The organism is Hungatella hathewayi WAL-18680 (assembly GCF_000235505.1).
GTDB lineage: Bacteria > Bacillota > Clostridia > Lachnospirales > Lachnospiraceae > Hungatella_A > Hungatella_A hathewayi_A.
Map to the genome: position 1 here is coordinate 654,393 of NZ_JH379028.1, position 26,592 is coordinate 680,984.

Below are 26,592 nucleotides of genomic sequence, written 5' to 3' on the forward strand. Positions count from 1 at the left end.
GCGATTGATGGAGTTTATATTCCTCCATCAAAGACAGTTCCCATCATCTACGAGGCAGACTGAGCGGGTAGTATATTCTCTCTCATTCTGTTTATGACTGCTGCTTCCCAATCTGTTGTTGTTGATTCCATTGCTGTTAGAGTTAACCATCCGTTTCATTCTTCTGCCTCCTTTCCTCTTCTTATTTTGAATCTGACATTTTGTATCTGACAATTTTTGTATTTTCTGGCAATTCGAATTCCTTGTTTTAGGATACCGCTAGTTTTCCGGTCTGTCAAGCACTTTTCAGTTTTCTTCCAAACCTTTTCCTCCAAACACTTCTCCCTACACCCGCAGCATCCGGTAGCCGATTCCCACATGGGTCTGGATGTATTGGGGCGAGTTTTCGTCCTTTTCCAGCTTTTTGCGCAGGGTCGCCATAAACACCCGCAGGGACGCCACGTCATTATCCCAGGAGCTGCCCCAGATTTCCTTCGTGATATAGGAATGGGTCAACACCTTGCCCACATTTTTGGCAAGCAGGCACAACAGCTTGTATTCCATGGGCGTTAAGTGGAGCTCCTCGTCGTTTAAGTACACACAGCCCGCCGAGTAGTCAATCTTCAGCCCCCCATTTTCAAACACGGAGGTCTCCGCCCCCGCATTGCTGGCATAGTAGCTCAGCCGCCGGAACGTCACCCGCAGTCTGGCCAGAAGTTCCTCCACGGAAAATGGCTTCGTCAGGTAGTCGTCCGCCCCCGCGTCCAGCGCCTCGATTTTATCCGTCTCCTCACTCCGGGCGCTGATGACGATAATGGGCATACTGGACCAGGAACGGATTTTTTTGATAATCTCCACCCCGTCCATATCCGGCAGTCCCAAGTCTAACAGCACCACCTCCGGATTGTGGGAAACGGCCTCCATCAGCGCCATCTCCCCGTTTCCCGCCGTGCGGTGTTTATAATTGTGTGTCTCCAATGTGGTGGAAATGAGATTGCGGATAGCCGCATCATCCTCCACCACCAGTACCAGTGGCTTATTCACGAAGCATTACCTCCTCTATGGGCAGTGTGAAGCGGAAAATGCTTCCTGCCGGTTGATTATCCATTACCATAATCTCGCCGCCGTGGGCCGAGATAATGGATTTGCACAGCGCTAACCCCAGTCCCAGACTGCGGCGGCTGTCCACCACGCCTTTATTCAGCGTGTAAAACATATCGAAAATATTGGTCTTCTCCTCATCCGGAATCCCCGGGCCGTTGTCCGCGATTTCCACCACCGCCATGCCATCCTGCTTGTCCGTCGTAATCACAATCTCGGAGCCGGCCGGCGTATACTTGACGGCATTGTTGACAATGTTGATGATGACCTGGACGACCAACTGGGCGTCGGCCCTCACCAGCATAAATTCCTCCTTCTGACGGACGGTTATCTTGTGCTCCACACTCTTCCGGTTGACATGGCGCAGCGCCTCGGAAACCACGTCGTCCAGAAGCTCCGCCGACAGCCGCAGCTTCATGGTGCCGTCCTCAATCCTGGTGACGGAAAGCAGATTCTCCACCAGATTAATCAGCCACAGGGAATCGTCGTACATATCCTGATACAGCTTCCCCCGCTGTTCCCTGTCCATGTCGTCCGCGTTGGCCAGCAGGATGCCGGCATTTCCCGATATGGAGGTGAGCGGCGTCCGCAGATCGTGGGAGATGGAGCGCAGCAGGTTGGCCCGCAGCTGCTCGTTCTTCGCCACCAGCATGCTCTGCTCCCGCTCCCGGAGCGCAATCTCATTTTCCAGCGCCAGGGCGCACTCTCCGAGAATGGAGCGCACCACGCTGCTCTCGAACCCTTCCAGAGGGGCCTCCCCCATGGAAATGCCCACCACCGCGTAGCTTTTATCCTTCGCACAGACCGGCAGGTACAGGTACCCCGCCTCCTGGTATTTCTCCGTAAATGCCCCGGCCCGCGTCCGGTTCTCGAATACCCACTCGGCCGCCTTCCGCTCTGACGGTCCCCGAAATGCTTCCGAACTGGTCCTGTCCGGCGGTTCCGGAACTCCTTCTGTCCTTCCCCTGTCCGTCGTCTCCGTCCCTGGCATTTTCCTTCCATTCGCAGTCTCCGCTCCTGGTGCTTTCCTTCCATCCGTTTTCGAAGTCCCGGACTCGGCTGTCCCCACGTCCGCCGCCTGAAACAGCATCGGCTCCGCCAGCTTCCCGTCCTCCACCAGGTAAACCACCACGTCTCTCTTCAGCAGTTTCACCAACTGGTCGGCCACAACGCTTCCAATCAGTTCCACGCCCTTCCCCTTCTGAATCAGCTGGTTGGTCTCCAGCAGAATCTTCGTCCGGTAAGCCGCCTCCGAGGCATCCTTCGTCTGCTGCTTCATCCTGACCGCCAGGGTACTGGCGATGAAAGCCGACAGGAACATGGTGAGGAAGGTGACCGGATAGTCGTCGTTGTATGCCTTTAGTGTATAGTAAGGAACCGTAAAGAAATAGTTAAACGCCAGCACGCTCACCAGCGACGACACCAGGCTGTACACTCTCCTCTGGGTACACACCGCGGTCAGCAGCACCCCCAGAATATACACCATAATAATATTCGCCTCCGAAAATCCCAGTTCCCGGAACACCTGCCCCAGCAGCGTCGCCATCACCAGCAGCAGAAGACTCCTTATGATATCCCGCACCACAATCCGTTTCGAATCCGCGCGCTCCATCCCGTCACCTCCCTCCCCAACCTTATTTATCTGAATTATAACACAAAATTCCTCCCCACGCGCCTACATTTGCCATCTTTCTGATTTTCTTATGGGGAAGCCACCATTTCCTCATACCGGCGTCTTGTTCCATCCAAAAACCGCTTCCATTCCTGGGAATCAACAAACGGATTTCTCCCTTCCATGGAAGCCTTCTCCATCTGCTCCCGTTTTTCCATGGTAAAATTCTGGTTCGTGTGATTTCCCAGATTGATATCCACCTTCTCCTCGCAGAGTTTTTCAAGGCTCGTTAAAAATTCCGCCCTGGCCCGGCTGCGGCCATAGGTTTTGATAAACGCATCCGTCAGCGTGTTTAAGCCGGAACCGCCCATCAGACCACAGCGGTAAACATTTCCCCCCTCCTCCACACGGAAAAAGAAGGACACGGTTCCATCCGAATGGCCCGGCGTCTCACGGACGGTGATCTCCGTATCTCCCAGCCGGATGACATCGCCATCCCCCATGACTTTATCCGGAGTAAACAGCGTAAAGCAGGGGCAGCCGGAGTACTCCTTCAATGACAGCTCCGGCCGTTCCTCAAACATTTTGGCGTCTCTCCATCCAAGATACGTCACACCGTGGGACAACTCCTTTAACAGCGCGGTCCCGCCGATATGGTCAAAATGACCGTGGGTGTGAAGAATCACCCGGATGTCCTCCACCCGGAATCCCAGCGCCGTGATGGAGTAGACGAGCATCCCCTGGGTCGTGGGGTACCCGGTATCCAAAATCACAAGTCCGTCCCCGGTGTCAATCAGATAGGACGCCACGTCCTGGTTTCCAATAAAATAAAGATTTCCCATGATTTGAAACGGTTTCACCAGATACTGTTCCGGATGCTCATAAAATGCCTTCTTGCGCTGTAAAAATGCCTCCATCTCCCTCATTTTCGTTCCCCCTATTGTATCTCATATTTTTTCATCTTTCTCCAGAGTGTCACCTTGCTGATTCCCAGCTCATCCGCTATCTGCTGCCGGTTTCCGTGGTATCGTTCCAGCAGGGCCAGTATCCTGTCCTTCTCCTCTTCCTGCCTATTTTCCCCGGCTGTCTGTCCCCCTCTTTCCCGTCTCACCGGCTCTTTCAACACGGCTCTGACAGCCTCCTCGTTGATGACTCTCACATCGGAGGTCAGAATCATCTGCTCGCAGAACCGCTCCAGCTGAATCAGATTCCCATACCAGGGCTGCTCCAGAATATACTTTCGCGCCCCCTTCGTCAGTGAGAAATATCTGGCATACTTTTTCTTGTACGCCTCAAAATACCGGTCAAGAGCGCACTCCATATCCTCCGGTCTCTCCCTGAGCGGCGGTATCTTAAGCGTCAATCCCGCTAACAAGTAGTAGCATTCCTCCGAAAATGTTCCCGCCTCCACCAGGTCCATCAGCTCCGCCCCATCCGTTCCCGTGGCCAGCACCCGGAAGGTTCTCTCCTGCCCGTTTCCCAGTTCTCCCTGTCTGAGTAACTCCACCAGTTCCGCCTGGTTCCTCTCCGTCAGAAATTCGATATGCTCCAGCAGCAGCACTCCCTTCTGCGCCTGACTGACCGCACCGGCGTCATGATCATTTTCATCTCCAGATCCATCTCCATGGCCGCCAAACAGAATTTCCGCCTGCCGCTCCTCATCATATGCCCCGCAGTTGACCGACAGAAACGGCCCATACTGATACTCGCTGCAATGATATATCACCTCCGCCAGTTCCCGCTTCTCCGTCCCCGCCTCCCCCAGAATCAGAATCGGGCTGGAGGACTGGAGATAGGCGCGGGCCAGATGCACGCACCGCCCCATGGCCGGGGACAGATGGAGAATATCCTCAAAGGAATGATATCCCCTCGCCGCATCCTGCTGCACTCCCGCCTGGGACTTCTGCAGTTTTTTCACCGGATAGCACAGCAGAATCAGCCCTTCCTTCTCCTCCTCCACCACAATCGGCGTCGCAATCAGGTTCACCGCCTGGTCATGGATGACCATATAGGTGTTGTGGGCCGGGCCGCCTTCCTCCAGCACCCGTTTTATCTCCCCCACCTCCAGTCCCGGAAACAGCCGGAATACGTTTTTTCCGGTGATTTCTCCATCCTTTTTCCGGAGAATATTTCTCATCTGCTCGTTGGTCTGAATCACACGGCCCTCCCGGTCAGTCCTCATGATTCCGGTGATGGAATAGTCCACCAGGGCCTTCATCTGGGCGTTGCTCTTCTTCTCGATGTCCCTGGCATACTTCATCATTTTCGCCACCCGGAAGGCTTCCCGCAGTCCGTCCTGTGTCAGGGAAAAGTATACCGTCTTGATATGAAATTCCCCGGCCGCCTTCACCACATTGCTGCCGCCGATAATGACATCCGGCTTGCTCTCCGCAATCTTCTGCACCAGCAGGCGGACGTCAACATTGGACTGGGCAATGTAAATCCGGATTTCCACCCCATAGATTTCGCCCAGATGGGTCGTGTCCGGAAGCATGTTGGGGCTGGCAATCACCGCAATCTCCGGCCGCTCCTTTCCGGATATCCGCCTGGCCTCCGCCAGCAGAAGTCCCAGTTCCTGCCCCGTCGCCCGGATATCCACCACCGGAACCGTCAGATTCTGTTTGATCAACAACGCCTGGTTTCCTCTGGCGATGATGACGTCCGCCCCGTCTCTCACCTGGGCTCTGGCCTCGGCCACAATATTTTCCGTATCCACCCGCTTGATGACATCGATATAGTATTCCTGATTTTGCAACACCTGCATGGCCTGACCAATCATCCTGTCATTCGGCAGGAACAGCACAATTTTCCCCATCGCTTTGACCTCCTCATGATAAACCCGAAAAGGGAATGGATGTGTGAAATCCATTCCCCGGAAGTGTTACTGTCTTCCCTTCAGATATTCCTGTTGATAAGATGTGAGTTTTTCCGCCCAGCTATTCAGAACTTCTTTGCTTTCCTTGTCTCCCATAAGAACTGCCTGGAAATCCGACACGATATCCTGTCCCGTGAAGCTGGCCCACTCGGTCAGCCAGATGGGATTGTTGTAGAGAATCACGCTGTCGCTGTTCATGATTTCCGAATATTTTCCCATGTACGGGTCCTCCTTACACCACTGGTCCTCGTACACCAAATCGTTGACCGGTGTCTTACCTGCCGCCTGGCAGAAATAGGATGCCGCGCTGTGGGCGCCTAAATACTCCACGAATTTGGCCGCCTCCGCCGGATGACTGCTCTGGGTCGTCACGGCCGCGCCGATGATGGACGGCACCGGGATGGCGGTCTTCCCGCTCTTTCCCGCCGGGTGGATAGCGTTGGTGAAATTGCCCTCCCCAAGGTTCTCCTTATGGTTGGTGGCCGAGGTGGAATTGTGGGACATGCTCATGGAGATTCCGGAGCCAAATTCCGCCACCATCTCCTTGTAGCTGTTGGTCACACTGTCCCTGGATACCCAGCCATTTTTGTAGATTCCCGCATAGTTATCCATGGCCTCCGCAAAGATATCCTGGTTTAAGATGCAGTTTCCATTCTCATCGAAGAACCCGTCCGCTCCCGCATAGGACATCAGGAAGATAAATAAGTTGTCGTAGGAGCCGACTCCGCCGCGCAGGGAATAGAAATAGCTGTTTTCCTCCGGCTTTGCGTATGTCTCACAGTCCTTTAAAAATTCATCGATGGTTGTGGGAATCTCAACCCCCGCTTCCCCCATCTTTTTTCGTATTATACCACATAATACATGCATTCATATAACTTGGTACCATGTAGGTTTTTCCGTCCTCCGTGTAGGAATCCACGGAATCCCAGATGCTCTGGGCAATCTTGTCCTTTTCGTCCCACTGGTCCAGATAGTCATTCAACGGAACTATGGCGTTCTGGTTGACCAGGGCCAGCAACTCCGTGTCCCGGACACCGAAGATATCCGGCGCCGTGTTGGTCGCCACCGCGGTCACATATTTCTGGTAGAAGCTGTCCGCCGGCAGCGCCAGAAAATCAATTTTAATGTTTGGATTCTCCGCCTCAAAGTCCGCAATCACCTTTTTTAACGGCGTCACAATATTTTCCGACGCATCGTGATGCCAGTAGGTGAGTGTCACCGGCTCCCCGGCCGCTTCTGTCTGGGCTCCCGGCTGCGTCTGCGCCGCCGTCTCCCCCTGGCTCTGGCTCTTTGCCGGTGCCGGCGCCTGGGACGTGTCCGCATTTCCACCACATCCACTCAGAGACGCCATGACCATCATCATTGCCGCCAGCCCCCATGCTGCATTTCTCTTCTGTCTTCTCATAAAATACTCCTCCTTTTTATCCCTTCACCGCTCCGGCCGCCAGTCCCTTTACCAGGTACTTCTGCACATAGGCAAACAGCAGAAGTACCGGAATCAGACTGATGATACACCCGGCGCACAGCGCTCCGTAATCGATGGTGAATTCCCCCTTCATCATGCTGAGTCCCACCGGCAGCGTGAACAGTTTCTGGTTGTTAATAAAGTTCAGTGCATACACAAAATCATTCCAGGAATTTACAAATGCAAACGCCCCTGTCGCCACAATCCCCGGAGCTATCGTCGGAATCAGGATGCGAAACAGCGCCCCCAGCAGCGTGCAGCCGTCTATCTGTGCCGCTTCCTCCAGTTCCCGCGGCAGACCCGCGAAAAACCCGCTCATCATCACCATACAGAATGGCAGCTGGGTGGTACTGTACGTCAGCATCAGGGAATACAGGGTGTTGTTCAAATGCAGCTGCAGCCATATCTTAAACAGAGGGATGACCAGAATGATTCCCGGAATCATCTGCGTCAGCAGCATCAGCATCATGACAAATCCCTTGCCTGCGAATTTATATCTGGCCAGCGCGTAGCCGCCCAATAAGGATACCACCATCACGTTGAGAACGGTGACTCCCGAGGTACAGAAGCTGTTGAAGAAGAACTGGTTAAAGCCAATACTGTTCCATACCTTTTCATAGTTTTTAAACGTTACCGCCTTTGGAATATAGGTCAGCACCGGCGCCATAATCTCCTGGGCATCCTTTAAGGACGTGGACAAAATCCAGAAGAACGGAAACAGAATGACCACCAGAAATAGTAACAGCGGCAGCCGGACAAACACAATCCCAACAACTCGTTTTTTTGCCTTTGGTGACATCAGTATAAGGACTCCTTTCCGTATTTTGTGGCTTTGATGAAAATCAGCGAGAACACAATCATGATGATGGCCATGATGACCGCCATGGCGGATGTGTATCCGTAATCCAGAGAGCCCATAAAGGTGTTCATGATATAGACTGGCACGGTCAGTGTAGTGTTGGCCGGCCCTCCCGCCGTCGTGCTGTAAATAATATCCACGATATTCAGGGTCCAGATGGTTCGAAGCAGCAGCGTCAGCACCACCGTGTCCTTCATCATAGGCATGGTAATGTAGAAAAACCGTTTCAGCGCCCCGGCGCCATCTACCCTGGCCGACTCATACATTTCCTCGGAAATGGTCTGAAGACTGGAGAGAAAGTTGATAGCAAAAAACGGGATTCCCCTCCAGGTGGTGGCGATAATCATGGCCAGCATCGCCCTGGGTCCTGTGGAAAACCAGGATATCCGGCTGTCAATGATTCCCAGCCGCAGCATGATATCATTGAACACGCCCACACTCTCGCTGTACATAAAACTCCACATCAGAGATACGATGACGCCGGATACGGCCCACGGCGAGAAGGTGATGGCCCGGATAAAGCCCCGGCATCTCATGCTCTGGTTGAGGATTAATGCCAGCACCATGCCCAGCACGCTCTGCAGGGCCACATTTCCGGCCACCCATACCAGGGAATTGCGGAGGGCCAAATGGAACACCTCGTCCTCCAATATCAGCTTTTTGAAATTGTCAAGGCCAATAAAGGACGTTCCCTTTGCGTCAATCATCACGTTGTGCTGGGTGCTCATCACCACCGTGTTTCCGATGGGATACAGCATAAAGGCACCAATGAATAAAAAGGCGGGCAGCAAAAGCAGATATGGGATGGTTTTCTTGTTGATGATCATTTGCTTAATCCTTTTTGCGCTCATATAGACTCCCCTTCTCATATAACCTGATTCTCTTTGATATACTCCCAGTTGATGTCATAGCCAAGACCGGCTCTGTCCGACACGTGCATGAAGCCCTCCGCGTCCATCACATCCACCGGGGTGTGGAACCAGGGCGGTGTCACATCGTAATCCAGATACGGATGCAGCAGCCCTCTCTCGTAGTATTTGCCCGGCACCATCATGGCCGCCATCACGTGGAGGGTCGCGGCTCCGGGGGAATGCAGCTCCAGGGGCACCCCGAATATCTCGCACATATGTATAGTCTTCATAATCTGGGTAATGCCGCCCACATCCATGACACCGGCCCGGCAGATATCACAGGCGCCGCTCAGTATCCACTGGAGCCTCGTCTGGGATTTCCCCTTTGCCGTCTCAGGGCCGATAACCGGGATGTCCAGCTGGCTGGCCAGCCATTTGTAGTCCTCCAGGTTATACTCGTCCATGGGTTCCTCGATCCACTCGAAATGCAGACGTTCCAGTTCTCTTCCCAGCTTCAACGCCTCATACCGGGTGTAATCATGAAACGCGTCGATGAACAGCGGCATTTCCTCCCCCACGGCATCACGGACGGCACGGCAGGCATCTATGTCACGTTCCAGCTCCGGTTTCCCACTGATGACGCTGTCGGACCAGTTTTCGTCCATCCAGGTGTGGAGTTTGATACCCTGGTATCCCCGGTCCTTCAGCTGCTTGGCATAGATGCCGTAATCCTCCGGCTGGGCCAGTCCATGTCTGTAATCGTCCCCCACCATGATGCTCCCGTAGGCCGGGATTCTGGTACGGTGGCCGCCCAGTAGCTTGTACACCGGAAGATTGGCGTACTGGCCCGCCAAGTCCCACAGGGCGCAGTCGATAATGCCGATGATTTCGTCCAGTATCGGGACGCTGCCGCCCAGGCGCTGCATGCGGAACAGTTTTCGGTAAATCCGTTCCCGGCAGAAGGGGTCCTCGCCGATTAAAACCGGTTTCAGCTTTTCTATGGCATCCCGCAGGGAATCGCCGGTTCCCACCGGGATATAATTGTCGTTGCACAGATTGGTCAGCCCCTGTTCGTCATACTGCCCGGAGGGAACCAGATAGTTGTCCGCCGTAAAATATCTTCCGGTAAATCCGTCGTCCGTCACAATCTCAATCATGGCTGTCTGGGACATTTTTTCCTTCGACGGATGCATGTGGCCGTCCCGGTCCACGCCCAGCCACGTCTTCTTTTTGAATTTTGTCAGTTTTACATCTACAATCTTCATAATCGCCTGTTCCTCTCATCTTATGGATGGAATTTTCGTTGCTTTTGATAACATAAACTATAAGGGAATCTGCTTTTTATTTCTATTTGCATAAGTGACAATTAGAAATGATTTTCAGGGCATACTTTACAATTGGAGTATAGGGTGAAAGTTTTTGTTTCATATTGAATTTTTTGATTTCAGGTGGTGGTGGAGGTTTTGGGGTGACAGGCGGAAAAAGGACCGGGAAGTCACATTAGCATGACTTCCCGGTCCTTAACATTTTTGTTGTTTTCTGTTTACTCTGGTTTTACCATGGGGATATACTCCCCATAGCCTTCCGCTTCCATCTGGTCCAGCGGGATAAAACGGAGGGAGGCGCTGTTGATACAGTAGCGCAGGCCGCCCCGGTCGGTTGGTCCATCTTCAAATACATGGCCTAAGTGGGAATCGCCCTGGCTGCTGCGGATCTCCACCCGCTCCATCCCGTGGCTGCTGTCTCTTTTCTCTGTGACCGCATCATCCTCCAGCGGTTTCGTGAAGCTGGGCCAGCCACAGCCGGAATCAAATTTGTCGGCGGAGGAGAACAATGGCTCGCCGGTGACCACATCTACGTAGAGCCCCGGTTCCTCATTGTCCCAGTATTCCCCGGTGAATGGCCGTTCGGTGGCGGAGTTCTGTGTCACCTCAAACTGCTCCGGAGTCAGAAGCTTCCGCAGCTCCCCCTCACTGAGTTTCATCCCCACCGTGCCGTCTGAACGGACCTTCAAATCGTTCAGGCCGTCAAAACTGATGTGGCAGTAACCGTTGGGGTTCTTTTTCAGGTAGTCCTGGTGATAATCTTCCGCCAGGTAAAAGTTTGTCAACGGCTGCAATTCCACGGCCAGCGGCTTGTCATACTTCTTCTGCACTCCGGCCATCACTCTCTCGGCCGGCGCTCTGTCCGCCTCGTCGGTGTAATAGATTCCCGTCCGGTACTGGCTCCCGGTATCATTTCCCTGACGGTTCACGCTGAGCGGGTCGATGAGAGTAAAATACTGCTCCGTCAGCGTTTCCAGATTGATAATCTCCGGGTCATACTGGACGCGGATGGTCTCCGCAAAACCGGTGGTGTTGGAGCACACCTGCTCGTAGGTGGGGTTTTCCACATTTCCGTTTGCATAACCGGAAACCACATCGTATACCCCTGGAATCCGTGAGAAATACTCCTCAACGCCCCAGAAACATCCTCCCGCATAATAAATCTCGTGCAAATTCTCCGTATTGATATTCACTGCCATCATCGTCTCCTCTCTCTCTTCCTGATTGGCCGGTGCCTGCGGGGCCGCCGCCGAAGCATCTTTCCCCAGGCCCTTCGCAACTGCATAAACTCCCAATAACACGATTACAACTAACGCGGAACGCAACATCCATTTTTGATTCATATATAGCACCTCCTTATGATGCGAATCATGGAATTATTGATTTCAACAAGTTTTATACTGTAATCGTATCAGTTACAGTTAAAAATGTCAAGTTGTTTTTTTCTTTTATTCTTCCCAGAAAAATCTTTATATAATCTTAATACCACACCCCAAACCCCAATCCCATGCTAATTTCTTATCCTTTATAATAAAATTACAAGGAGGTGGATGATATGTTACATATTCTTTTTATATTAACACTGCTGGTCATGGCCCTGCTAGGCTATCGCCTCATGGTCCGCCTGGATAACTTCTTATCATCCGGAGACCTTCACCCCTACTGGGATGCGACGGAGGAAACCCATCATCATAAGAAACGGGCGGCATAGGGATGGAATCGAAGAGAATTATATAAACAGGGTGTCACAAAAGCTTCCATTCCGTTAAAAACAGTTGATTTTTTTAAGAAAATTGCATATAATATAAAGGAACAAAAGAATTTGTTCAATTCAAGTGCATTGCAGCTTTAAGTGCAAACCTTTAATTTAAGTGCTTCACTACTTTGAATGTGAACCTTTAATTTAAGTGCTTCGCAGCTTGAAATGCGAATCGTTATTTATTCAGGGAGATAATTTCTTATCTCCCTTTTTTATTATGGAGGAAAAAAGTGGATTTTTACAGAGTAGATGAGGAATATAATAAATTTCTACAAAGATACGAAAAAGAAAAAAGAGGAATTACGAAAGTTCCTAATATTCGATATACAGATTATAATAAGTTTTCATTTGGTGCTGTTTTGGATATAAATGGCATTAATTACTATGTTTCTGTATCATCCTTCAATAAAAAACAGGAAGCTAATATTTTAATTCGTGTGCCAGGAGATGAAAAAGAAATTAAAGGCTCGTTACGATTCAATTATATGATACCAGTTCCAAATGAATGTATTCAAAAATTAATAATAAAAGAAGTTGAAGATGAAAAATACAGATTACTGCTTAATAAAGAATACAGGTTTTGTATGGATAATGCAGAACGAATTAAAAAGAAAGCAAGTAAGATATATGAGATGGTTATAACAAATCGCAAGCAAATTTTAACGGATAACAGCTGTGCATTTCTTATTTTGGAGGCAGGATATAGAGAATACATAGAAAAACATTCTTTAAAATAAAGTCTATGGAATTACAGACAATCCTATGGGTAACTTACTCTTTTCGGAGATGGAAGGCATCCAGCAGTTGAAACTGTCCCCCAAACATATCAAAAGATAATATTCGACACATACAGACGCTTGTTCCCCTTCGCTTTCGTGCATTTTTTATCACGGATAGCGGACTCTTCGGAGCCCGCTTTTCTGTTTTTTTGACGCAAAAAAAGGAGCTACTGCTCCAGTATTTATCTACTTTTGCAGCAGCCCTCTTGCGCTTCATATTCCAATTAACTGAAAAACGGCTATTTAACCTCCTCGAATTCGAGGGGTTTAAACGTTCACATTCGCAAGTCCTAATCCTTCTCTCCCCCAAAATCCAGTTTCACTGAACTACCCCCTTTCACCATTGTGGTGAAACCTATGTTATCGGTGAAACTTCATAAAGGCACTCCTAATTTATATCATTCCCTTTATTCTTTTATGTACCTTCTATAAAAGCCTGTCTTGAATTTCAGCAGCTTTTCTTCAAAAAAATTTAACCTCTCATTCTCAAATCCATGTACAGGTCTTGCGTCATACCTCTCCAGCACATGTACCCTGGAATCGGATTCACGAAAGCACATTTGGGGAGAGTAATAGACAAGTCTGTCACATATGATGCAATCCATATCAATCGGTTTTCCGAAGCGTCCACCTATCAGGCTGTCTGCGATTTGGACTTTTGCAAATTGGATTTTGCGGATATTCATTGCCTGCGGTATTGTTATCTCCTTACGGTATATCCGATATAAAAGTTTAAGATTACACCATCTTACCAGATGGCGGATGGTGGCTTCACCATAGAAATAAGTCCTGCGGCAGGCGGCGGATGTGTGATGGATTTCTTCTGGCTTGATACCCCAGTTCTTAACCAGCCATTTGAAAAACTCAAGAGAATAATCAAATCCACATGCTTTTAAATCGGCTGTGGTAAATCTGGAAATCGGCTTCAAACCGTGCTCATAGGCCTTTTGAGCGTTGGCACTGATACTTCTTCCAATATATCCTCTCCCTCTTTTTCTTTTCACCTGCAATTTCTGATTTAGAATCCGCTCCGCTTCCCAAGTTGTTATCTTCCTATGAGTTTCATTTCGCAAAAATAAATCAACCAAATCCGGTTTCATAAATATCAATTTCGCTCCATTCCACCCATATTCCCGCATATAGTCATACAACAAACCATACAATACTTCCTTAGATATCATCTGGTCCACGACTTTTTGTCTCATCCACACACAAGCCGCTTCCTCCAAGTTCTTTCTCAATCCCAATCTTATATTCCATCAATCGCAACAAATACTCCGGCATCTGCCTGTTCCCCAGTTCCCAATCCTGCACCGTTCGATACGGTATCCCAAAATATTCCGCAAACTCCGCCCGGTTCATCCCTGTGCGGTTTCTCAATTGAATCAATCGATCCCCTAAACTCATGTGCGCCTCCTCATCTTATACGCAATGCGTATATTTTTAATATAACAGAAAAATTCTCTTATTACAAGCATGAATTCATGATTTACCTTATCAAAAAAATGTTCTATACCGTATGTCTATTTCCCATTCATAACAGGAAGGTGGCCAATTGACCACCTTCCTGTTATCTTCAAATTATTCAACTTATGAAAGATCAAACCTTATTCTTGGTGTCAAATACAACGGAACTGTTAACCACCTGCCATTTTCAGCAATTCCACCATAACTGTCACCCTTTAAGCAATAAAGATAATCTAACTTCTTTGCATCAAATATTGCTCTAGCTGTTTTAGCAGATTCATCTGTACTTTTTACTTCGATTCCATAAGATTTACCATCTTGTCCTCTGACAAAAAAATCCAACTCACCTTTGGTTTTTTGCCAAATAGCAAACCATGGGTTGTTTCCGGCAATGTCAACATGAACATGACGTTTTAAAATCAAATACGCAAAATTTTCTGCTAAAATCCCCTGCAATTCCTTCTCGCTTGCTCCGACTTGCTTTAGAAAAGTATACGCTATACCCAAATCCAAAAAATACAATCGACAATTTTCCTTAATATCCAAATAATTACAATCTATACTTTTAGCAGCATAGCCAAGTATATGGGATTCTTCCAGCCATCCGATTGCATGATTTACCATCTTCTTAGTAATTCTTCCACTCTCACTCTGGTATGCAATTTTACTGATTTCTTCTACCAAATCCCGCACTCCGGTCTTTTCTTTAATCATCAACCTCCCTATTGCATCGAATAATTTTTCAAAAATATTCACATCAATAATTTCTTTAAAATACCGTTTGGATTCTCTTGTGAAGACTTCCAGCAATGACCGCAAAATCTTGTCACATTCTTCAAAATCATGTGTCTCAAAATAGGTCCTTACCACAGCCGGATAACCACCTATGCGTTCATATATAGAAAAACACTCCTTAATTTCATCATATCCTTCATGTGGTGAATTTCCATAGAGGTCCAATTGCTCAAACAAATCAAGTTTACCGGAAGCGTCCAGGAATTCTTCAAAGCTCAAAGTTCCCATCTCCAGAATATCGAGATCACCAGCTGGCAGGAAGAATTCTTTATCAAGTATTTTTCCAAGATAACTACCTGTAATAATCACATCACAGGCAAGCGTTCTGGCAAACATCCTGGTTTTATTAAACACCTGTGAAGATTCCTGAATTTCATCAATCACAATGATTGTATCTCTTGTATCTTTAAAATCCACATCATATAATATCATCGCCTTCTGAAGTTCATGTTCGGGTTGTGGCATTCCAGGTTTCCATTCCTCTGCCAAGGCCAGACATTCCAAAAAACGTTTTCCCGTCACTTCTGCCATATTAAAATAAGTCATATGGCTATAATTTTCTCTTGCAAATTTTTGGAGGATATAGGTTTTGCCCACCTGCCTGGCACCCTTTAATTCAAGTACCCTGCCTGTATGCCTCTCCTTCCACTTCATCAATTCACTGTATATCGTTCTCTTAAATTCCATACAGTCCCCTTTCCGCAATCATATCCATATTATAGCAGAAAACTATTAATTTTCAAATTGGTCAGACAATATCTGACTAATTTCATCGTCTTGTACGCATTGCGTACATCCTTAATATAACAGAAAATATCCTTTATTACAAGCATGAATTCATTATTTAAGCCTATTCTCAATTTTTATGGAATCTCGCACCTATGATTATAAATTTTACAGAATAAAAAAATGACTGTACCAACAACACAAATCACTTCTTTACACCAGATACAATCAGATATGCTTACCAAAGGATTATTGGTGGGTGTACCCCTTCCCACATTTCTTTTGACCCATAAGGTGCGTAGCAGCACATTCTCTACTTCAATAATCCCTTGATAATAAACACTTTACAATACCCGCTCTCTTTTGTAAAGTATTTCTAAAATTTCGCGCCGTCACTCTGCCGTCAAATCAGTTTTCTCTGATATTTTTCTGTTATAATAAAATTGCACTTATCTATTACCCAAAACACATTAGGAGGTAATTTTTATGAATAAAAGAACCCAGCAAATCAAAAAAATGAATACATGGGTTAAGAATAATCCCGGTTACTGGTCTATCATTTGTAACACATATGATAGCGGCTCCATCTCCCTAAAGGCCTATCAAAATACAATTAAAAACTTGGAAAAGGAAGCTCTATATGAATTGTTTTATGTATTTCTTGAAACACATAAAAATAATCCAGCAATCAAGGACGTCATAGAGGTATTATTTTTTGACTTAGTTCAGGAAAAAATCGAAAATGGCAGCATAAAAGAATTTATGAAGCAATTTATCTGCTGCCTTAATTAAATACAGCTTAAAGACAGTGGATTCTGATAACTACTGGTTATGTGCATCCACTGTCCTAATTCTAAATCCATGATATTCTATCATCTTTGCCTTACTTCTTTACAGCAAATCGTTATTCTTTAGAAACACCCACTCCCTCTCCCCCGACATCTCCCCACAATACCGATACCCGCCCTCGTCAAATTCCTTGATCTTCTCCACATCCTGGACCTGGTGCTCGGCCAGCCAGCGGACCATTGTGCCGCGGGCTATCTTGGCGGCGGTGGCTTTTACTTTGGGTTTTCCGGCTTGCTCTTCTGCGAAGACGCAGGTGAGGAAGGTGACATCCTTTTCTATGTAGGGCTCCACCGCTTTGCTGTATTCCTTTGAGGCCAGATTGATGATAACCTGATCCTCCTTTACCAGTTCACGGTATAAGCGGTCTCCCCAGAACTCGTATAAATCCCGGCAGCCGTCCACCGGCAGCTTCGCCTGCATTTCCAGGCGGTAGGGCACCACGCCGTCGCATGCATTTAAAATTCCGTAAAATCCACTCAGGATACGGAGATGACGGTTCACATACTCCCACTGCTCCGATGTAAATACTCCCGGCGCCATGGACTGGTATTGAATGCCCACATAGGAGAGCACCGCAGGCGTCAGCCGCTCCTCCAGATTCATATCCTGGTAACGCTCATAATTCAGTCTGGTAATATCCTCGTTAGCCGCAAACAGCTTCTGTAGCTCCCCTAACGAATACCCCCTCAAAACCTCAAGCAGCCGCCCCGTCTCTTTCACATACACCGGCACGCCCACCGTCTCCATACTGTCCGTGTCCACCCGCATCTTTTTCGCGGGGGAAATGATAATCTTCATGTGTCTATTCTCCTATTTTTTCTTCGGCGCGTAATCCCTCATGCCCTCGATGGCTCCGCCGGCTATGGCCCACAGATACAGACTGGCCACCGTGCCATAGGGGGAATAACGCCTCCGGTATTTTTCAAACAGCTTTTTATCAATCTTCCTGTGATGATACAGCATCCGCAGCCCCCGGTGGATGGCCAAATCCCCGAAACTGAACACATCCGGTCTCTGCATGGAAAATGTCATCAGCATCTCGGCGGTCCACACCCCGACGCCCTTTAGGGACGACAGCTCCCGGCAGACCTCCTCATCACTCATGGTATGTAATGCTTCCAGATTCAACTCCCCGTCAAGCACCTTCCTGGCCGCATTCTTGATATACTCCACCTTCCGAAACGAAATCCCAAACGCCTGAAGCTCCTCCACCGGGCATTTCCCAATCGTCTCCGGCGTCACCTCCGAAAGCCCGTCACACATCCGCTTCCAGATCGTCTGCCCCGCCTTCGTGGAAATCTGCTGGTCCACAATGGAACTGACAAGCGCCCCAAACAAATCCGGGTTCACCTTCCGCTCCACATGCCCAATCTTCTCTATCGCCTCCCCCAACACCTTGTCCTTCTCCGTCAGATACTGGATTTCCCTCTCCCCATATTCAAAAAACGCCATATCCCGCCGCTCCTGTCTCCGTTCGTATTATTTTTATTCCCATGATTTCTATATTCATTATCTCTCTATTTATTATATCTCTTCCTATCGTCTCCGCACCACCAGTATACCACAACCAGAGCCATTGTTGTCAGGAAACTGGAGGATAACCGATTTCAGTAAATCATAGTTCACAAACAGAGTTGCAAAATTCTTTTATCAGACAGCCAAAAGAAAATACCAGACCGAAACACGCAGATTTTTATTATCCGCCGTTCCTGTCTGGTATTTTTATATTCCCATCTCAATTAAAACAGATAACCGGAATCCCTGTGTAAACCAGCTCATATAAATCCTTCGCCTTCACCGGCGGCAGGTTAACGCAGCCGTGGCTTCCGTTGGTTTTGTAGATCGTGCCGCCGAACTGGCCACGCCAGTTGGCATCGTGGAGACCGATTCCGCCGTTGAAGGGCATCCAGAAATCCACGTAGCTCTCGTATTCATAGGTTCCGTCGGCCTTCTTGGCTCCGCGCAGAACCCGGCTCTTCTCTTTGTAGGTCAGACTGTATATGCCCTCCGGGGTGGTGTAGTTTTTGGAGACGTTTCCGGTAACGCATCCGGAGCTCCATACCCGCTCGCCATTCTGGAACATGGACACATACTGGGAGCCCAAATCAATCTCCACGTAAGTGTTTCCCCAGTCCGGCAAGGTGCGGCTCGCCGCTTTTTTGGCATACAGCGGCTCCCTGGTCTGGCTCTGGCCGGTGCGGATGGCGGCAATCAGTGCGTCAATCTCCCCCGCCTGGTCGATCTTCCAGCCGTAGGGGCCGGTCAGCTCCACATCTTTTCCGGTGGAGGTGTGGAATATTCTGCTGGTTCCCGCTGTGTCATATTTTTCGGCCAGCATTGCCACGTAGGCAGCGGCTGAATCCCGGTTGACGCTGATTTCCCCGTTCTCCGTGCCTGTGAGCCAGGTACAGATGGTCTCACCGGTCAGGACCTCGGTTCTGGCGGCGCCAGCGGCAGTTTCCGCTCCCGTTGAAGATTCGACACTTCCGCCGGAAGCAGCTTCCACATTCTCTGAAGCGCTAGCAGTACCCGCATCCACGGTTCCGACTGCATTTGCTCCGCTGCCCGCTGACGCTTCCTCGCCCGCTGTCCCGGAACCGGCCGTCTCACCAAACGTATAAGTAATCACCATATCCCTGCACTGGTTCATCACCTGGCACTGGGCTTTCAGCTTCTCGTCACTGGCTTTCACCTTCACGGTGCGGTAACATCCGCCGCTCTCCAGGTTCACTTCCTGTTTTCCCGACGCCACGGCTTCTTTTATCAACGCCATCACTCTGGCCTCGTCCACATCATTTCCCTGCACCTCCGGAATGATGGTGAAGGGCTGGCCCTCCTGGTACTCCGACACCCGCGCATCCATGGTCTTCACTATCTCACTTCCGCTGATGCAGTTCAGCCGTCCAACGGCCGCCTCCAGCGCCTTCTCGTCATAGACAGCCGGTATCTCCATGGTGTGGGAATTGTCGATGGACGGTCCCCACCGGCGGCCTGTGGCGTTCTGCTCATCCAGAATCGCCTGAAGCCCCTCCGGCACAGCCGCCGAATATCCGATATCCCCGCCGGCAATCTGCTCCTTCTTCCCGCCCTTTTCCACGATGGACAGCTTATAACTCTCCGTGTAGGTCTTTTGTATCTTTGCTTTCGCCTCATCCACAGTCATCTTGCCGACGCTGATGTCGTTAATTGTGGTCCCGTTTACAAACTGCTCCGGCTCCTCCGCCCAAGTATTCATGGCGCAGATGCCGGCCAGCACCATCACCGTCAATACCAGTTTCCAAAGATTCGCCCGCGCTGTCTCCCAGCATGCTTCCACCTGCCTCACAGGCGTCCAGTAAGCTTCCACCTGGTTATTCCGTTTCTGCTGATTACTCATTCCATATCTCCTGCTCTGTCTCCGCTCCTATTATTATCTGAAGTTTTCTTCCAACTCTTTTATCTTCTGATACAGCTTTGTATTCAGCGGTGCTTCCGTCCCATGCTTCTTTGCTAATTCCATGATAGTCTTCGAGAACAGGTCTACCTCCGTCCTCCGCTTCGCCAGCATATCCTGGCGCATGGACGGCATGGAATCGGCATCCAGCCCGTCTATGGCAACCAGCCAGCGCTCGATATCCGCCTCCTTGAGAGGAATCCCCTCCAGCACGGCTATCCGGCGCACCTCCTCCATGGTATCCCGGAATTCCTCCCGGTAGGGCTGGCCGCTCTGGCAGCCTCTGTATGGAATATCATATACGGCGCAGATTTGATTGATGCCACAGTTTAACATCAGCTTGCTCCACTGCTCGTAGATAATATCCTCCGCCACATGATGAGGAATCCCATTCTCCCGGAAAAATGCTTCCACCTCCCGCAGCTGAGGTTCCTTTCCCTCATCGTTGGTGCCAATCACAATCTCGCCGGTCTTCGTGTACTCCACCTGATTCCCCGCCTTGACGGAATCCATCAGCTGGGCGATTGAGTGAAGCACCACACCCCTGCCAAGCGTTTCTTCCGTGATGCCCTCGCTTGTGACACCGTTTAACAGGCTCAGGATTATGGTATCCTCTCCCACAAAATCCCGCACGCTTTCTAACGACTCCATCAGCACCGGATACTTCACCGCAATCAGCAGCAAATCCACCGGCCCGTAGGATTTCCCGTCGCTGGCATATGTAAAATCGCAGATCCGGCCATTGCAGAATACCGGGTTATCCCGGTACTGGCTGGCCCGCTTCTCATCTGCGATAAAGCCCACGCGCTCCTTCCCAAGTTTCTCATTCAGGAGATTGCCGTACAGCACGCCAACCGCGCCCCGCCCGATGATGCCAACTCTCTCAATTGCCATATTTTTGTCTCCTCTCTGTCATGCCGTTCTCATCGTCTCTTCACCGCCCCGCTCATCAGCGCCATTCCCACTGCCGCCACACCCGTGGACACCAGCAGCATGGTATGAATGCCGAAGCCATCTATCAGGGCCCCGCCGCAGGCCGAGCCCAGCACGCCGCCCAGGGTATTCGTCATAGTCATAAACGCCTGCCCCTTCGTGCGGTCTTTATCCTTCATAATCATATTCACATAGTAAACCGAAGCCACCACAAACAGGGCAAACCCAAACATCTGAAGTCCCTGTATCAGATACATGCCGGCCACATCTCTCACCAGCACGGTGGCCGCCGCTTTTATGAGAAAGAACAGCCCCGATATCTTCAGCCAGACATCGCACCGCACCTTCGTCACCATCCATCCGAACAGAAACATGGTAGGAAGCTCACTGGCCGCCGCCAGGGCAATGGCTGTCCCCATGGCGGAGCTGCCTCCCCCTTTGCTCTCCATGATTTGAAATGCAAAGTTATTCAGCATGTTATGGCTGACAAACACCAGGATGGCGCCCAACAAAAGCATGAAAAACCGGGGATACCGCTTGAAAAATGACACTTCCTGCTGTCCTTCCCCGCCATGTTCTCGCTGTAGCGTCATGCCGGACACAGGCCCGCCATCCCCTTCGCCCTTCGTGCCACCACCGCCTGGCGAAGACATTTCACCGGATGACATTTCACCGGACACTCTTCCCCCCGACGCTTCTTCCCCGGAGCGAAAGGCAAACACAGCCGCCAGCATCCCCCCGTAAAGCACCGCGATAGAAGCCGGGATAAACGCCGTTCCCATCGAAGCTACCATAAATCCGGCCACATAGGATATCCCGGCGTAGGCCAGGGAGCCAATCCCTCTCGCCAGCCCGAAGTCCAGCTTCTCCCCCCGGTTGATGCACACCATCCCAAGGGAATAGACCAGCGGGGTCAGCACCTGGAGAAACGTGACTCCAACGCCATAGCACACCACCGTCAGCACCTGGTTTCCGGAAACCAGAAACAGACTCAGCCCCACCAGCAGCATCAAACTGCAGCCAAGCATAATCATCCGTTTCAGCGGCATTTTCCCGGGGCCATCCCCTGCCATACCGCCAATCCATGGCTGGAGGATGGCCGATACGCTTCCCGATATTCCAATCAGCAGCCCGATAGCCGTGTTGCTGAGTCCTCTGTCCAGCAGATAAACACTGGCATAGGCGAATATCATGCAGAAGCTCATCCAGTACAGTCCCTGAATCAGAGCATACTGCGCTGTCTTACTCTGTCCACCGTTTTCCATAATACTCCCCTATTCTCCACGGTACACTCGCTGTCCGGATACTCAATGACATAAGACTCGTAGGCGTTGACAACCGTGGTTGTCCCAAACTGGTCAATCCGCTTGAAATTCCCGCCGTAATTGGCGTGAACATGTCCGTGTACAAAATATTTCGGCTCATACTTTTTCATCAGCCGGTTAAAGCAGTCAAATCCCCGGTGCGGAAGGTCCTCCATATCGTTGAGCTGAAATGCCGGCGCGTGGGATACCAGGATATCAATCCCCCTGCTGCGCCGCAGCTTTCCTCCCATCCTCCGTATCCTCCGGGCCATCTGGCGCTCGGTATACTGGTTGTCCGCCCCCGGTATGTACTCCATGGAACCGCCCAGCCCCATGATCCGAATGCCCCGGAAACGGTAAATGCTGTCCTCAATGCAGATACAGCCCTCCGGCGGCCTCTCGCTGTACTGGCCGTCGTGATTGCCCCGCACGTAGAGCAGTGGGGCATGGGAAAATGTGGCGAAAAAGCTGAGATACCCAGGCCGCAAATCGCCGCAGGATATGATTAAGTCAATATCCTGCAGTTTTTCCGGCTCGTAGTATTCATATAAATTTTTGGACTCACTGTCCGCCAGAACCAGTATCTTCAATCTGCTTATCCTCCGCATCCTCATTGTCATCAAGTTTCACACCCTGGAGACGCACCAGTGACTGGGCCTCCGGTGTCAGCTCATCAAAATCGGGAATCCGTCCTACTACATTTTCCGCCAGCCAGTTCATGGTGATAATCTCCTGTGGCGACAGGCTCTCGTCCTCTTTGCACTGAACCACTCCGCCCTGGGAGTAGATCAGTCCGTCAAAAGGCTGGAAACTGCCGGCCCGGATGGAACTCTTCAAGAAGCTGATCAGCCGGTTGGTGCCGTGAGGTAGATTCTGGGAGCAGATGACATCAATCACATCCGCCGACATGCCCCACCAGTAGTTGACCGCCTGTTTTCCCTTCATGCCTTTCAGTTCCGAGGAACCGTGGCTGATTACCTTCACAATCCGCTCGTAGAATTTTCCCCAGTGAAGGATGGGCGTTGCCAGGTTAACACAAGTTCCGTCCTCTTCCTTGTGGTAGAGGCCGTACTCCCTGGAAGCCGTCCTCGGCGTTATCATATCCTCACCGGAAATGTAGGAAATCCCTTCCTCCTGAAGGGCCTCCTGGCTCCTGGCGTTCTTCAACCTGGACCACTCCAGATACACCTTCACATATGGGTTAATCATCCTGGCGCCCAGCGCAAACGCGTTGATATTGGCAATGGTGCCAAAGACGGGATAATCCGCGATATATCCCAGCTTATCCGACTGGGCCATGGATGCCGCGATGGCGCCCATCAGAAACTTTGACTCGTACATCCTTCCGTAGTAGGTGCAGACGGAGGAGTAGGACATATTGACGGAGCAGTTGAATATCTTGACGCCCGGATGCTGGACGGCCGCCTTCAGGCTCGGATTTATCATGGGGGACGCCGTGGTGAAAATGACGTCGCAGCCGGCGGCGATGGCCAGATCAATATCGGCCGCCGTCTCCTCCTCGGTGTCCGCCTTATCAAACATCAAGGTCTGCATGTTCCCGCCAAAGGCCTGTTCCAGATAGTTCCGCCCCAGTTCGTGCCCGTAAGTCCAGCTGGATGTCTCCGCCGTCCTGGCATGGATGAAGGCAATCTTCATGTCCTTGGGTTCCTGGTTCATGGAAGGCAAAAACCAGCTCTTTCTCCTGGCCGGACCGTCGTCCACCTCCTCCGGCTTCTCCACCAACGCAATCTTGCTGCCGCCGGCCGCCAGAAGTATCTCATCCTTTATCTTCACCAAATCCTTCTGAATCTCGCTCTCGGTCCGCTCCTTCACCTGCTCGTAGCCGAAGATTTCCACGTATACCAGAAAAGCATCGGAACAGGTCAAATCCATGGCATTGCCGCCATTTGCCGAAAATACCTTGGAGAATCTGTCGTAGGCGGCCTTAAAATATTCCCGCTCCTCATCGCTCCACACCTGGTCCGGCTCCTTGCCCATCGCCTCCAGAAGTTTCGCGTAGCTGCCCTCCTTGCTGAACCAAACATCGCAGTTAAACGAAACCTGGTAGAAGTCCAGGAACTCGTAGTAAAGTTTTGTGTCCTTGTCATCACTCCGTCTCGGAATCAGTCTTGTCACCTGGCCGGAAATGCTGAAAGCATTTAAATATTTCAGAACGCTGACCCTCTTGTTGCCCTCCTGTACATAAAACTGGTTCATAAATTCATATGCAATAATGGGGTCATGAATGCCTTCTTCTATCTGGTGGTCGTACAGATAGGCCCACTTGGCCCCAAATTCTGATTTTTCACTTAACAGCGGCATGAAATTGTTGGCAAAGGCGCTGGTCCGCCCCTTTGTCCTGGTTCCCACGATTCTCTCCAGTGGAATATCGATAATTCCCAGATTCACCTCCGACACAATCTCCGTGTAGGACAATATATCGTCCAGCGCCGGGAGATACGGGTATTCGCCCTTCTGAATGGAAACCTGATACTGCTTCCTGCCCTGCTTTAACGCGCCTGCGTAATCATACAATGCCATGCTCTGTTCTCCTCCTGCCTATAAATGCGTGCCAATAGTAACATTATACAGAATCCGTGGATTCCATGCAATACGGGAATGAAGAAAGGGAAAAAAATTCAGGAGCCATGGATTGTGATATCCGACTCCTGTTTCTTTCCCGTACCATATCTGCTGTTAACTTAGGTTGGCTGCATTTCTTCCGCGTCAATTCTATTGGTGATAAATTCCTCCACCTGCTCTTTGGGAATCCCCAGGGAGATCGACATTTCCCCGTAAAGGTATTCCTTGGCTTTGGAGAAGAACTGCTCGTCCGCCTCGGTCAGCCGCTTGCCCTGAAGGGTTCTGTCCTGCTTCTTTAAATACAGGTTCTTGATAATTCCAATCCAGGCCCGGCAGTCGCAGCTCTTTAATGCGGCTTTGTAGGTCTCCTTGCGCTGTTTCTCGTCCAAGATTCCCAGCTGGTCAATGTTCTTCATCTCATCAATCAGGCGATATACATCATCCTTTGTGAGAATCTTTCTCATGAAACTCTTGGTGCTGTCCACCGGTGTCATGATTTTGCTTCCCCTGTCCCCCAGCGGCTCCAATACGTAGTAGAGACGTTCCTTGGATATTCCGTCGATATCAACGGTGCGGATATCCGTTACCTTGCATGTGCCTGCTGTTTCATAGATGATAAAATCTCCTTTTTCAAACATTCTAATCTTCCTTCCTGAACTCAAAACAACCAAATCGCGACAGTATCCACAGGATACTACTTCTATTCTAACACTTTTTTTGGCAATTGTCAGAAGAATTTGAAACTTTCCTTTCATTTTCGGCATTTTCTCCAGATATGGAGCAGGATATGGTTGGGCAGATTGCATAGAAATATCATTGATATTTCCCATGTTTTCCCTTACACTTAGTATTAGAAACAAAAGAGGGGACTGACAAAAACGTGAAAGATTTATTTACTATTGGGGAAGTGGCGAACCTTTTTGGGTTGAATATACGAACTTTGAGATATTATCATGACATCGGGCTTTTGGAGCCGGAATATATCGATGAGACCACCAATTACCGCTACTATTCCACCCGCCAGTTTGAGCGGCTGAACACCATCAAATACCTCCGCGCCCTGGACATTTCCACCCAGCAGATCGGGGAATTTTTGAGACACCGGGATGTGGACGTCATGCTGTCCATCCTTATGGAACAGCAGCAGGAGGTTCAGAGAAAAAAAGAGGAATTAGAGCTGATAGAGAAGAAAATCTCCAACCGGCTCAAGCAGATTGACGACGCCCTCCACAGCAACTGTGAGGAAATCGTGGTCAAAACATTTCCTCCCCGTCATCTGGTCATGCTGAAAAAAGAAATTGCCATGTCGGAGGACTTGGAGTACCCCATCCGGGACTTAGAGCGGACCCACCATCTGGATGCCGCCATCTTCCTCGGTAAAGTGGGCGTCTCCGTCAGCCGGGAGCATCTCCTGTCCCGCAGCTACGGCAGCTTCACCTCCATCTTCGTGGTGCTGGAGGAAGGCGACTCCTACGACGGCGCCAGGAAAATCCTGCCACAGGGCCGCTACGCCACCATCCGCTTCCAGGGAACCCACCAGGAAGCCCCCGGACATTACGACAGGCTGCTGGAATATTTAGAGCAGACCGGCGCCGCCCTGTCCGGGGACTCTCTGGAAATCACCATGATTGATTCCGGCATGACCGGGGATTCCTCCAAGTTCGTGACGGAACTCCAGGTTCCATTTCAGTAATCAATTATAAAAACAGTTCATTCTGTTTCGGCTCCGCGCATGCCTTTTTTAACTTCTGCGCCGCCACGTTCACCATCACCTTATTCAGCTTCCGAGAACCGCTTGGGCAGACCGCGATACAGCGCATGCAGGAGATACACATGTCTTCGTCCGTCCTGGTCATATCCTCCTTCGGAATGGCATGGACCGGGCACTCCCTTACGC

At 50.1% G+C, this 26,592-nt stretch carries 27 protein-coding genes; 4 read left to right on the plus strand and 23 right to left on the minus strand.

Annotated features, from left to right (window positions below; genetic code table 11):
* Positions 1-27: 27 nt before the first annotated feature.
* The 11 genes from HMPREF9473_RS28415 to msrB form a co-directional block, all read right to left on the minus strand.
* Positions 28-159, minus strand: coding sequence for a hypothetical protein (locus tag HMPREF9473_RS28415; RefSeq protein ID WP_006781784.1), 132 nt, complete (start codon positions 157-159; stop codon positions 28-30).
* Positions 160-324: 165 nt separating this feature from the next.
* On the minus strand, positions 325-1,023 hold the full coding sequence (locus HMPREF9473_RS18790) for a response regulator (RefSeq protein WP_006781785.1): 699 nt from the start codon (positions 1,021-1,023) through the stop codon (positions 325-327).
* Positions 1,016-2,692 (minus strand): DUF4118 domain-containing protein, encoded by a 1,677-nt coding sequence (locus HMPREF9473_RS26465; RefSeq protein ID WP_006781786.1) that lies wholly within the window; start codon positions 2,690-2,692, stop codon positions 1,016-1,018. The genes HMPREF9473_RS18790 and HMPREF9473_RS26465 overlap by 8 nt, the downstream gene beginning before the upstream one ends.
* Positions 2,693-2,781: 89 nt before the next feature.
* Entirely contained in the window at positions 2,782-3,618 is an 837-nt protein-coding gene (locus HMPREF9473_RS18800) for an MBL fold metallo-hydrolase (protein WP_006781787.1), read from the minus strand.
* 11 nt (positions 3,619-3,629) lie between these two features.
* Complete coding sequence (locus HMPREF9473_RS18805; protein ID WP_006781788.1) at positions 3,630-5,507, minus strand: sigma-54-dependent Fis family transcriptional regulator; 1,878 nt, start codon at positions 5,505-5,507, stop codon at positions 3,630-3,632.
* Between the two features lie 66 nt (positions 5,508-5,573).
* Entirely contained in the window at positions 5,574-6,401 is an 828-nt protein-coding gene (locus tag HMPREF9473_RS18810) for an extracellular solute-binding protein (RefSeq protein WP_006781789.1), read from the minus strand.
* Complete coding sequence (locus HMPREF9473_RS18815) at positions 6,382-6,972, minus strand: ABC transporter substrate-binding protein (RefSeq protein WP_006781790.1); 591 nt, start codon at positions 6,970-6,972, stop codon at positions 6,382-6,384. The genes HMPREF9473_RS18810 and HMPREF9473_RS18815 overlap by 20 nt, the downstream gene beginning before the upstream one ends.
* 16 nt (positions 6,973-6,988) lie before the next feature.
* Positions 6,989-7,831 carry a carbohydrate ABC transporter permease gene (locus HMPREF9473_RS18820; protein WP_006781791.1) on the minus strand — a complete coding sequence of 281 codons (843 nt, stop codon included), beginning with the start codon at positions 7,829-7,831 and terminating at the stop codon, positions 6,989-6,991.
* The gene (locus tag HMPREF9473_RS18825) at positions 7,831-8,742 is read right to left on the minus strand and encodes a carbohydrate ABC transporter permease (protein ID WP_006781792.1); all 912 of its coding nucleotides are present in this window, start codon (positions 8,740-8,742) and stop codon (positions 7,831-7,833) included. The genes HMPREF9473_RS18820 and HMPREF9473_RS18825 overlap by 1 nt, the downstream gene beginning before the upstream one ends.
* 14 nt (positions 8,743-8,756) lie before the next feature.
* Positions 8,757-10,007, minus strand: a complete 1,251-nt coding sequence (locus HMPREF9473_RS18830) for an enolase C-terminal domain-like protein (RefSeq protein WP_006781793.1) — start codon at positions 10,005-10,007, stop codon at positions 8,757-8,759.
* Between the two features lie 278 nt (positions 10,008-10,285).
* Positions 10,286-11,266 (minus strand): peptide-methionine (R)-S-oxide reductase MsrB, encoded by a 981-nt coding sequence (gene msrB / locus HMPREF9473_RS18835; protein WP_050810095.1) that lies wholly within the window; start codon positions 11,264-11,266, stop codon positions 10,286-10,288.
* Between the two features lie 356 nt (positions 11,267-11,622).
* Between msrB and HMPREF9473_RS27455 the strand changes: the two genes are divergently transcribed.
* Together HMPREF9473_RS27455 and HMPREF9473_RS18840 are read left to right on the plus strand one after the other, a co-directional pair.
* Positions 11,623-11,778 (plus strand): hypothetical protein, encoded by a 156-nt coding sequence (locus tag HMPREF9473_RS27455; protein WP_006781795.1) that lies wholly within the window; start codon positions 11,623-11,625, stop codon positions 11,776-11,778.
* A 278-nt stretch (positions 11,779-12,056) separates the two neighbouring features.
* Positions 12,057-12,563: a type III toxin-antitoxin system ToxN/AbiQ family toxin gene (locus HMPREF9473_RS18840; RefSeq protein ID WP_006781796.1), complete on the plus strand. Its 507-nt coding sequence runs from the start codon at positions 12,057-12,059 to the stop codon at positions 12,561-12,563.
* A 449-nt stretch (positions 12,564-13,012) separates the two neighbouring features.
* Here HMPREF9473_RS18840 and HMPREF9473_RS18850 read toward each other — a convergent pair whose 3' ends face one another.
* From HMPREF9473_RS18850 to HMPREF9473_RS18860, 3 genes are all read right to left on the minus strand, one after another.
* On the minus strand, positions 13,013-13,609 hold the full coding sequence (locus HMPREF9473_RS18850; RefSeq protein ID WP_207636805.1) for a hypothetical protein: 597 nt from the start codon (positions 13,607-13,609) through the stop codon (positions 13,013-13,015).
* Between the two features lie 166 nt (positions 13,610-13,775).
* A complete protein-coding gene (locus tag HMPREF9473_RS18855) occupies positions 13,776-14,012 on the minus strand; it encodes a helix-turn-helix domain-containing protein (protein WP_006781798.1) in 237 nt (78 codons plus the stop codon).
* A gap of 183 nt (positions 14,013-14,195) precedes the next feature.
* Positions 14,196-15,554, minus strand: a complete 1,359-nt coding sequence (locus HMPREF9473_RS18860; RefSeq protein WP_006781799.1) for an ATP-binding protein — start codon at positions 15,552-15,554, stop codon at positions 14,196-14,198.
* A 525-nt stretch (positions 15,555-16,079) separates the two neighbouring features.
* Here HMPREF9473_RS18860 and HMPREF9473_RS18865 point away from each other — a divergent pair.
* The gene (locus tag HMPREF9473_RS18865) at positions 16,080-16,385 is read left to right on the plus strand and encodes a hypothetical protein (protein ID WP_006781800.1); all 306 of its coding nucleotides are present in this window, start codon (positions 16,080-16,082) and stop codon (positions 16,383-16,385) included.
* A gap of 99 nt (positions 16,386-16,484) precedes the next feature.
* Here the strand turns inward: HMPREF9473_RS18865 and yaaA are convergent, their stop codons facing one another.
* The 8 genes from yaaA to HMPREF9473_RS18905 all read right to left on the minus strand — a co-directional run bounded on the left by yaaA (position 16,485) and on the right by HMPREF9473_RS18905 (position 25,333).
* Positions 16,485-17,240 carry a peroxide stress protein YaaA gene (gene yaaA, locus HMPREF9473_RS18870; protein ID WP_006781801.1) on the minus strand — a complete coding sequence of 252 codons (756 nt, stop codon included), beginning with the start codon at positions 17,238-17,240 and terminating at the stop codon, positions 16,485-16,487.
* A gap of 12 nt (positions 17,241-17,252) precedes the next feature.
* Positions 17,253-17,894 carry a DNA-3-methyladenine glycosylase family protein gene (locus HMPREF9473_RS18875; protein ID WP_006781802.1) on the minus strand — a complete coding sequence of 214 codons (642 nt, stop codon included), beginning with the start codon at positions 17,892-17,894 and terminating at the stop codon, positions 17,253-17,255.
* 283 nt (positions 17,895-18,177) lie between these two features.
* Positions 18,178-19,818, minus strand: a complete 1,641-nt coding sequence (locus HMPREF9473_RS18880) for a L,D-transpeptidase family protein (RefSeq protein ID WP_006781803.1) — start codon at positions 19,816-19,818, stop codon at positions 18,178-18,180.
* A gap of 33 nt (positions 19,819-19,851) precedes the next feature.
* Positions 19,852-20,769, minus strand: coding sequence for a ketopantoate reductase family protein (locus HMPREF9473_RS18885; RefSeq protein ID WP_006781804.1), 918 nt, complete (start codon positions 20,767-20,769; stop codon positions 19,852-19,854).
* Between the two features lie 29 nt (positions 20,770-20,798).
* A complete protein-coding gene (locus tag HMPREF9473_RS26470) occupies positions 20,799-22,073 on the minus strand; it encodes an MFS transporter (RefSeq protein WP_006781805.1) in 1,275 nt (424 codons plus the stop codon).
* Complete coding sequence (locus HMPREF9473_RS18895) at positions 22,031-22,702, minus strand: metallophosphoesterase family protein (protein ID WP_006781806.1); 672 nt, start codon at positions 22,700-22,702, stop codon at positions 22,031-22,033. The genes HMPREF9473_RS26470 and HMPREF9473_RS18895 overlap by 43 nt, the downstream gene beginning before the upstream one ends.
* Positions 22,674-24,653, minus strand: a complete 1,980-nt coding sequence (locus tag HMPREF9473_RS18900; RefSeq protein ID WP_006781807.1) for a BMP family ABC transporter substrate-binding protein — start codon at positions 24,651-24,653, stop codon at positions 22,674-22,676. The genes HMPREF9473_RS18895 and HMPREF9473_RS18900 overlap by 29 nt, the downstream gene beginning before the upstream one ends.
* Positions 24,654-24,814: 161 nt before the next feature.
* Entirely contained in the window at positions 24,815-25,333 is a 519-nt protein-coding gene (locus HMPREF9473_RS18905; RefSeq protein WP_006781808.1) for a CarD family transcriptional regulator, read from the minus strand.
* 242 nt (positions 25,334-25,575) lie between these two features.
* On the opposite strand from HMPREF9473_RS18905, the gene HMPREF9473_RS18910 reads away from it, so the two are divergent.
* Positions 25,576-26,388, plus strand: a complete 813-nt coding sequence (locus tag HMPREF9473_RS18910; RefSeq protein ID WP_006781809.1) for a MerR family transcriptional regulator — start codon at positions 25,576-25,578, stop codon at positions 26,386-26,388.
* 4 nt (positions 26,389-26,392) lie between these two features.
* Here HMPREF9473_RS18910 and HMPREF9473_RS18915 read toward each other — a convergent pair.
* Positions 26,393-26,592, minus strand: a 200-nt coding sequence (locus HMPREF9473_RS18915) for a 4Fe-4S dicluster domain-containing protein (RefSeq protein WP_006781810.1), incomplete at its 5' end; no start/stop codon positions are given.

Excerpts from the sequence above, each read along its gene's own strand:
- HMPREF9473_RS18885 (WP_006781804.1), bottom strand. The coding sequence starts at position 20,769 with ATGGCAATTGAGAGAGTTGGCATCATCGGGCGGGGCGCGGTTGGCGTG.
- HMPREF9473_RS18855 (WP_006781798.1), bottom strand. The coding sequence starts at position 14,012 with ATGAGTTTAGGGGATCGATTGATTCAATTGAGAAACCGCACAGGGATG.
- HMPREF9473_RS18875 (WP_006781802.1), bottom strand. The coding sequence starts at position 17,894 with ATGGCGTTTTTTGAATATGGGGAGAGGGAAATCCAGTATCTGACGGAG.
- msrB (WP_050810095.1), bottom strand. The coding sequence starts at position 11,266 with ATGGCAGTGAATATCAATACGGAGAATTTGCACGAGATTTATTATGCG.
- HMPREF9473_RS27455 (WP_006781795.1), top strand. The coding sequence starts at position 11,623 with ATGTTACATATTCTTTTTATATTAACACTGCTGGTCATGGCCCTGCTA.
- HMPREF9473_RS18830 (WP_006781793.1), bottom strand. The coding sequence starts at position 10,007 with ATGAAGATTGTAGATGTAAAACTGACAAAATTCAAAAAGAAGACGTGG.
- HMPREF9473_RS18900 (WP_006781807.1), bottom strand. The coding sequence starts at position 24,653 with ATGGCATTGTATGATTACGCAGGCGCGTTAAAGCAGGGCAGGAAGCAG.
- yaaA (WP_006781801.1), bottom strand. The coding sequence starts at position 17,240 with ATGAAGATTATCATTTCCCCCGCGAAAAAGATGCGGGTGGACACGGAC.
- HMPREF9473_RS18810 (WP_006781789.1), bottom strand. The coding sequence starts at position 6,401 with ATGGGGGAAGCGGGGGTTGAGATTCCCACAACCATCGATGAATTTTTA.
- HMPREF9473_RS18860 (WP_006781799.1), bottom strand. The coding sequence starts at position 15,554 with ATGGAATTTAAGAGAACGATATACAGTGAATTGATGAAGTGGAAGGAG.
- HMPREF9473_RS18905 (WP_006781808.1), bottom strand. The coding sequence starts at position 25,333 with ATGTTTGAAAAAGGAGATTTTATCATCTATGAAACAGCAGGCACATGC.
- HMPREF9473_RS28415 (WP_006781784.1), bottom strand. The coding sequence starts at position 159 with ATGAAACGGATGGTTAACTCTAACAGCAATGGAATCAACAACAACAGA.
- HMPREF9473_RS18800 (WP_006781787.1), bottom strand. The coding sequence starts at position 3,618 with ATGAGGGAGATGGAGGCATTTTTACAGCGCAAGAAGGCATTTTATGAG.
- HMPREF9473_RS18805 (WP_006781788.1), bottom strand. The coding sequence starts at position 5,507 with ATGGGGAAAATTGTGCTGTTCCTGCCGAATGACAGGATGATTGGTCAG.
- HMPREF9473_RS18815 (WP_006781790.1), bottom strand. The coding sequence starts at position 6,972 with ATGAGAAGACAGAAGAGAAATGCAGCATGGGGGCTGGCGGCAATGATG.
- HMPREF9473_RS18880 (WP_006781803.1), bottom strand. The coding sequence starts at position 19,818 with ATGAGTAATCAGCAGAAACGGAATAACCAGGTGGAAGCTTACTGGACG.
- HMPREF9473_RS26465 (WP_006781786.1), bottom strand. The coding sequence starts at position 2,692 with ATGGAGCGCGCGGATTCGAAACGGATTGTGGTGCGGGATATCATAAGG.
- HMPREF9473_RS18825 (WP_006781792.1), bottom strand. The coding sequence starts at position 8,742 with ATGAGCGCAAAAAGGATTAAGCAAATGATCATCAACAAGAAAACCATC.
- HMPREF9473_RS18865 (WP_006781800.1), top strand. The coding sequence starts at position 16,080 with ATGAATAAAAGAACCCAGCAAATCAAAAAAATGAATACATGGGTTAAG.
- HMPREF9473_RS18820 (WP_006781791.1), bottom strand. The coding sequence starts at position 7,831 with ATGTCACCAAAGGCAAAAAAACGAGTTGTTGGGATTGTGTTTGTCCGG.
- HMPREF9473_RS26470 (WP_006781805.1), bottom strand. The coding sequence starts at position 22,073 with ATGGAAAACGGTGGACAGAGTAAGACAGCGCAGTATGCTCTGATTCAG.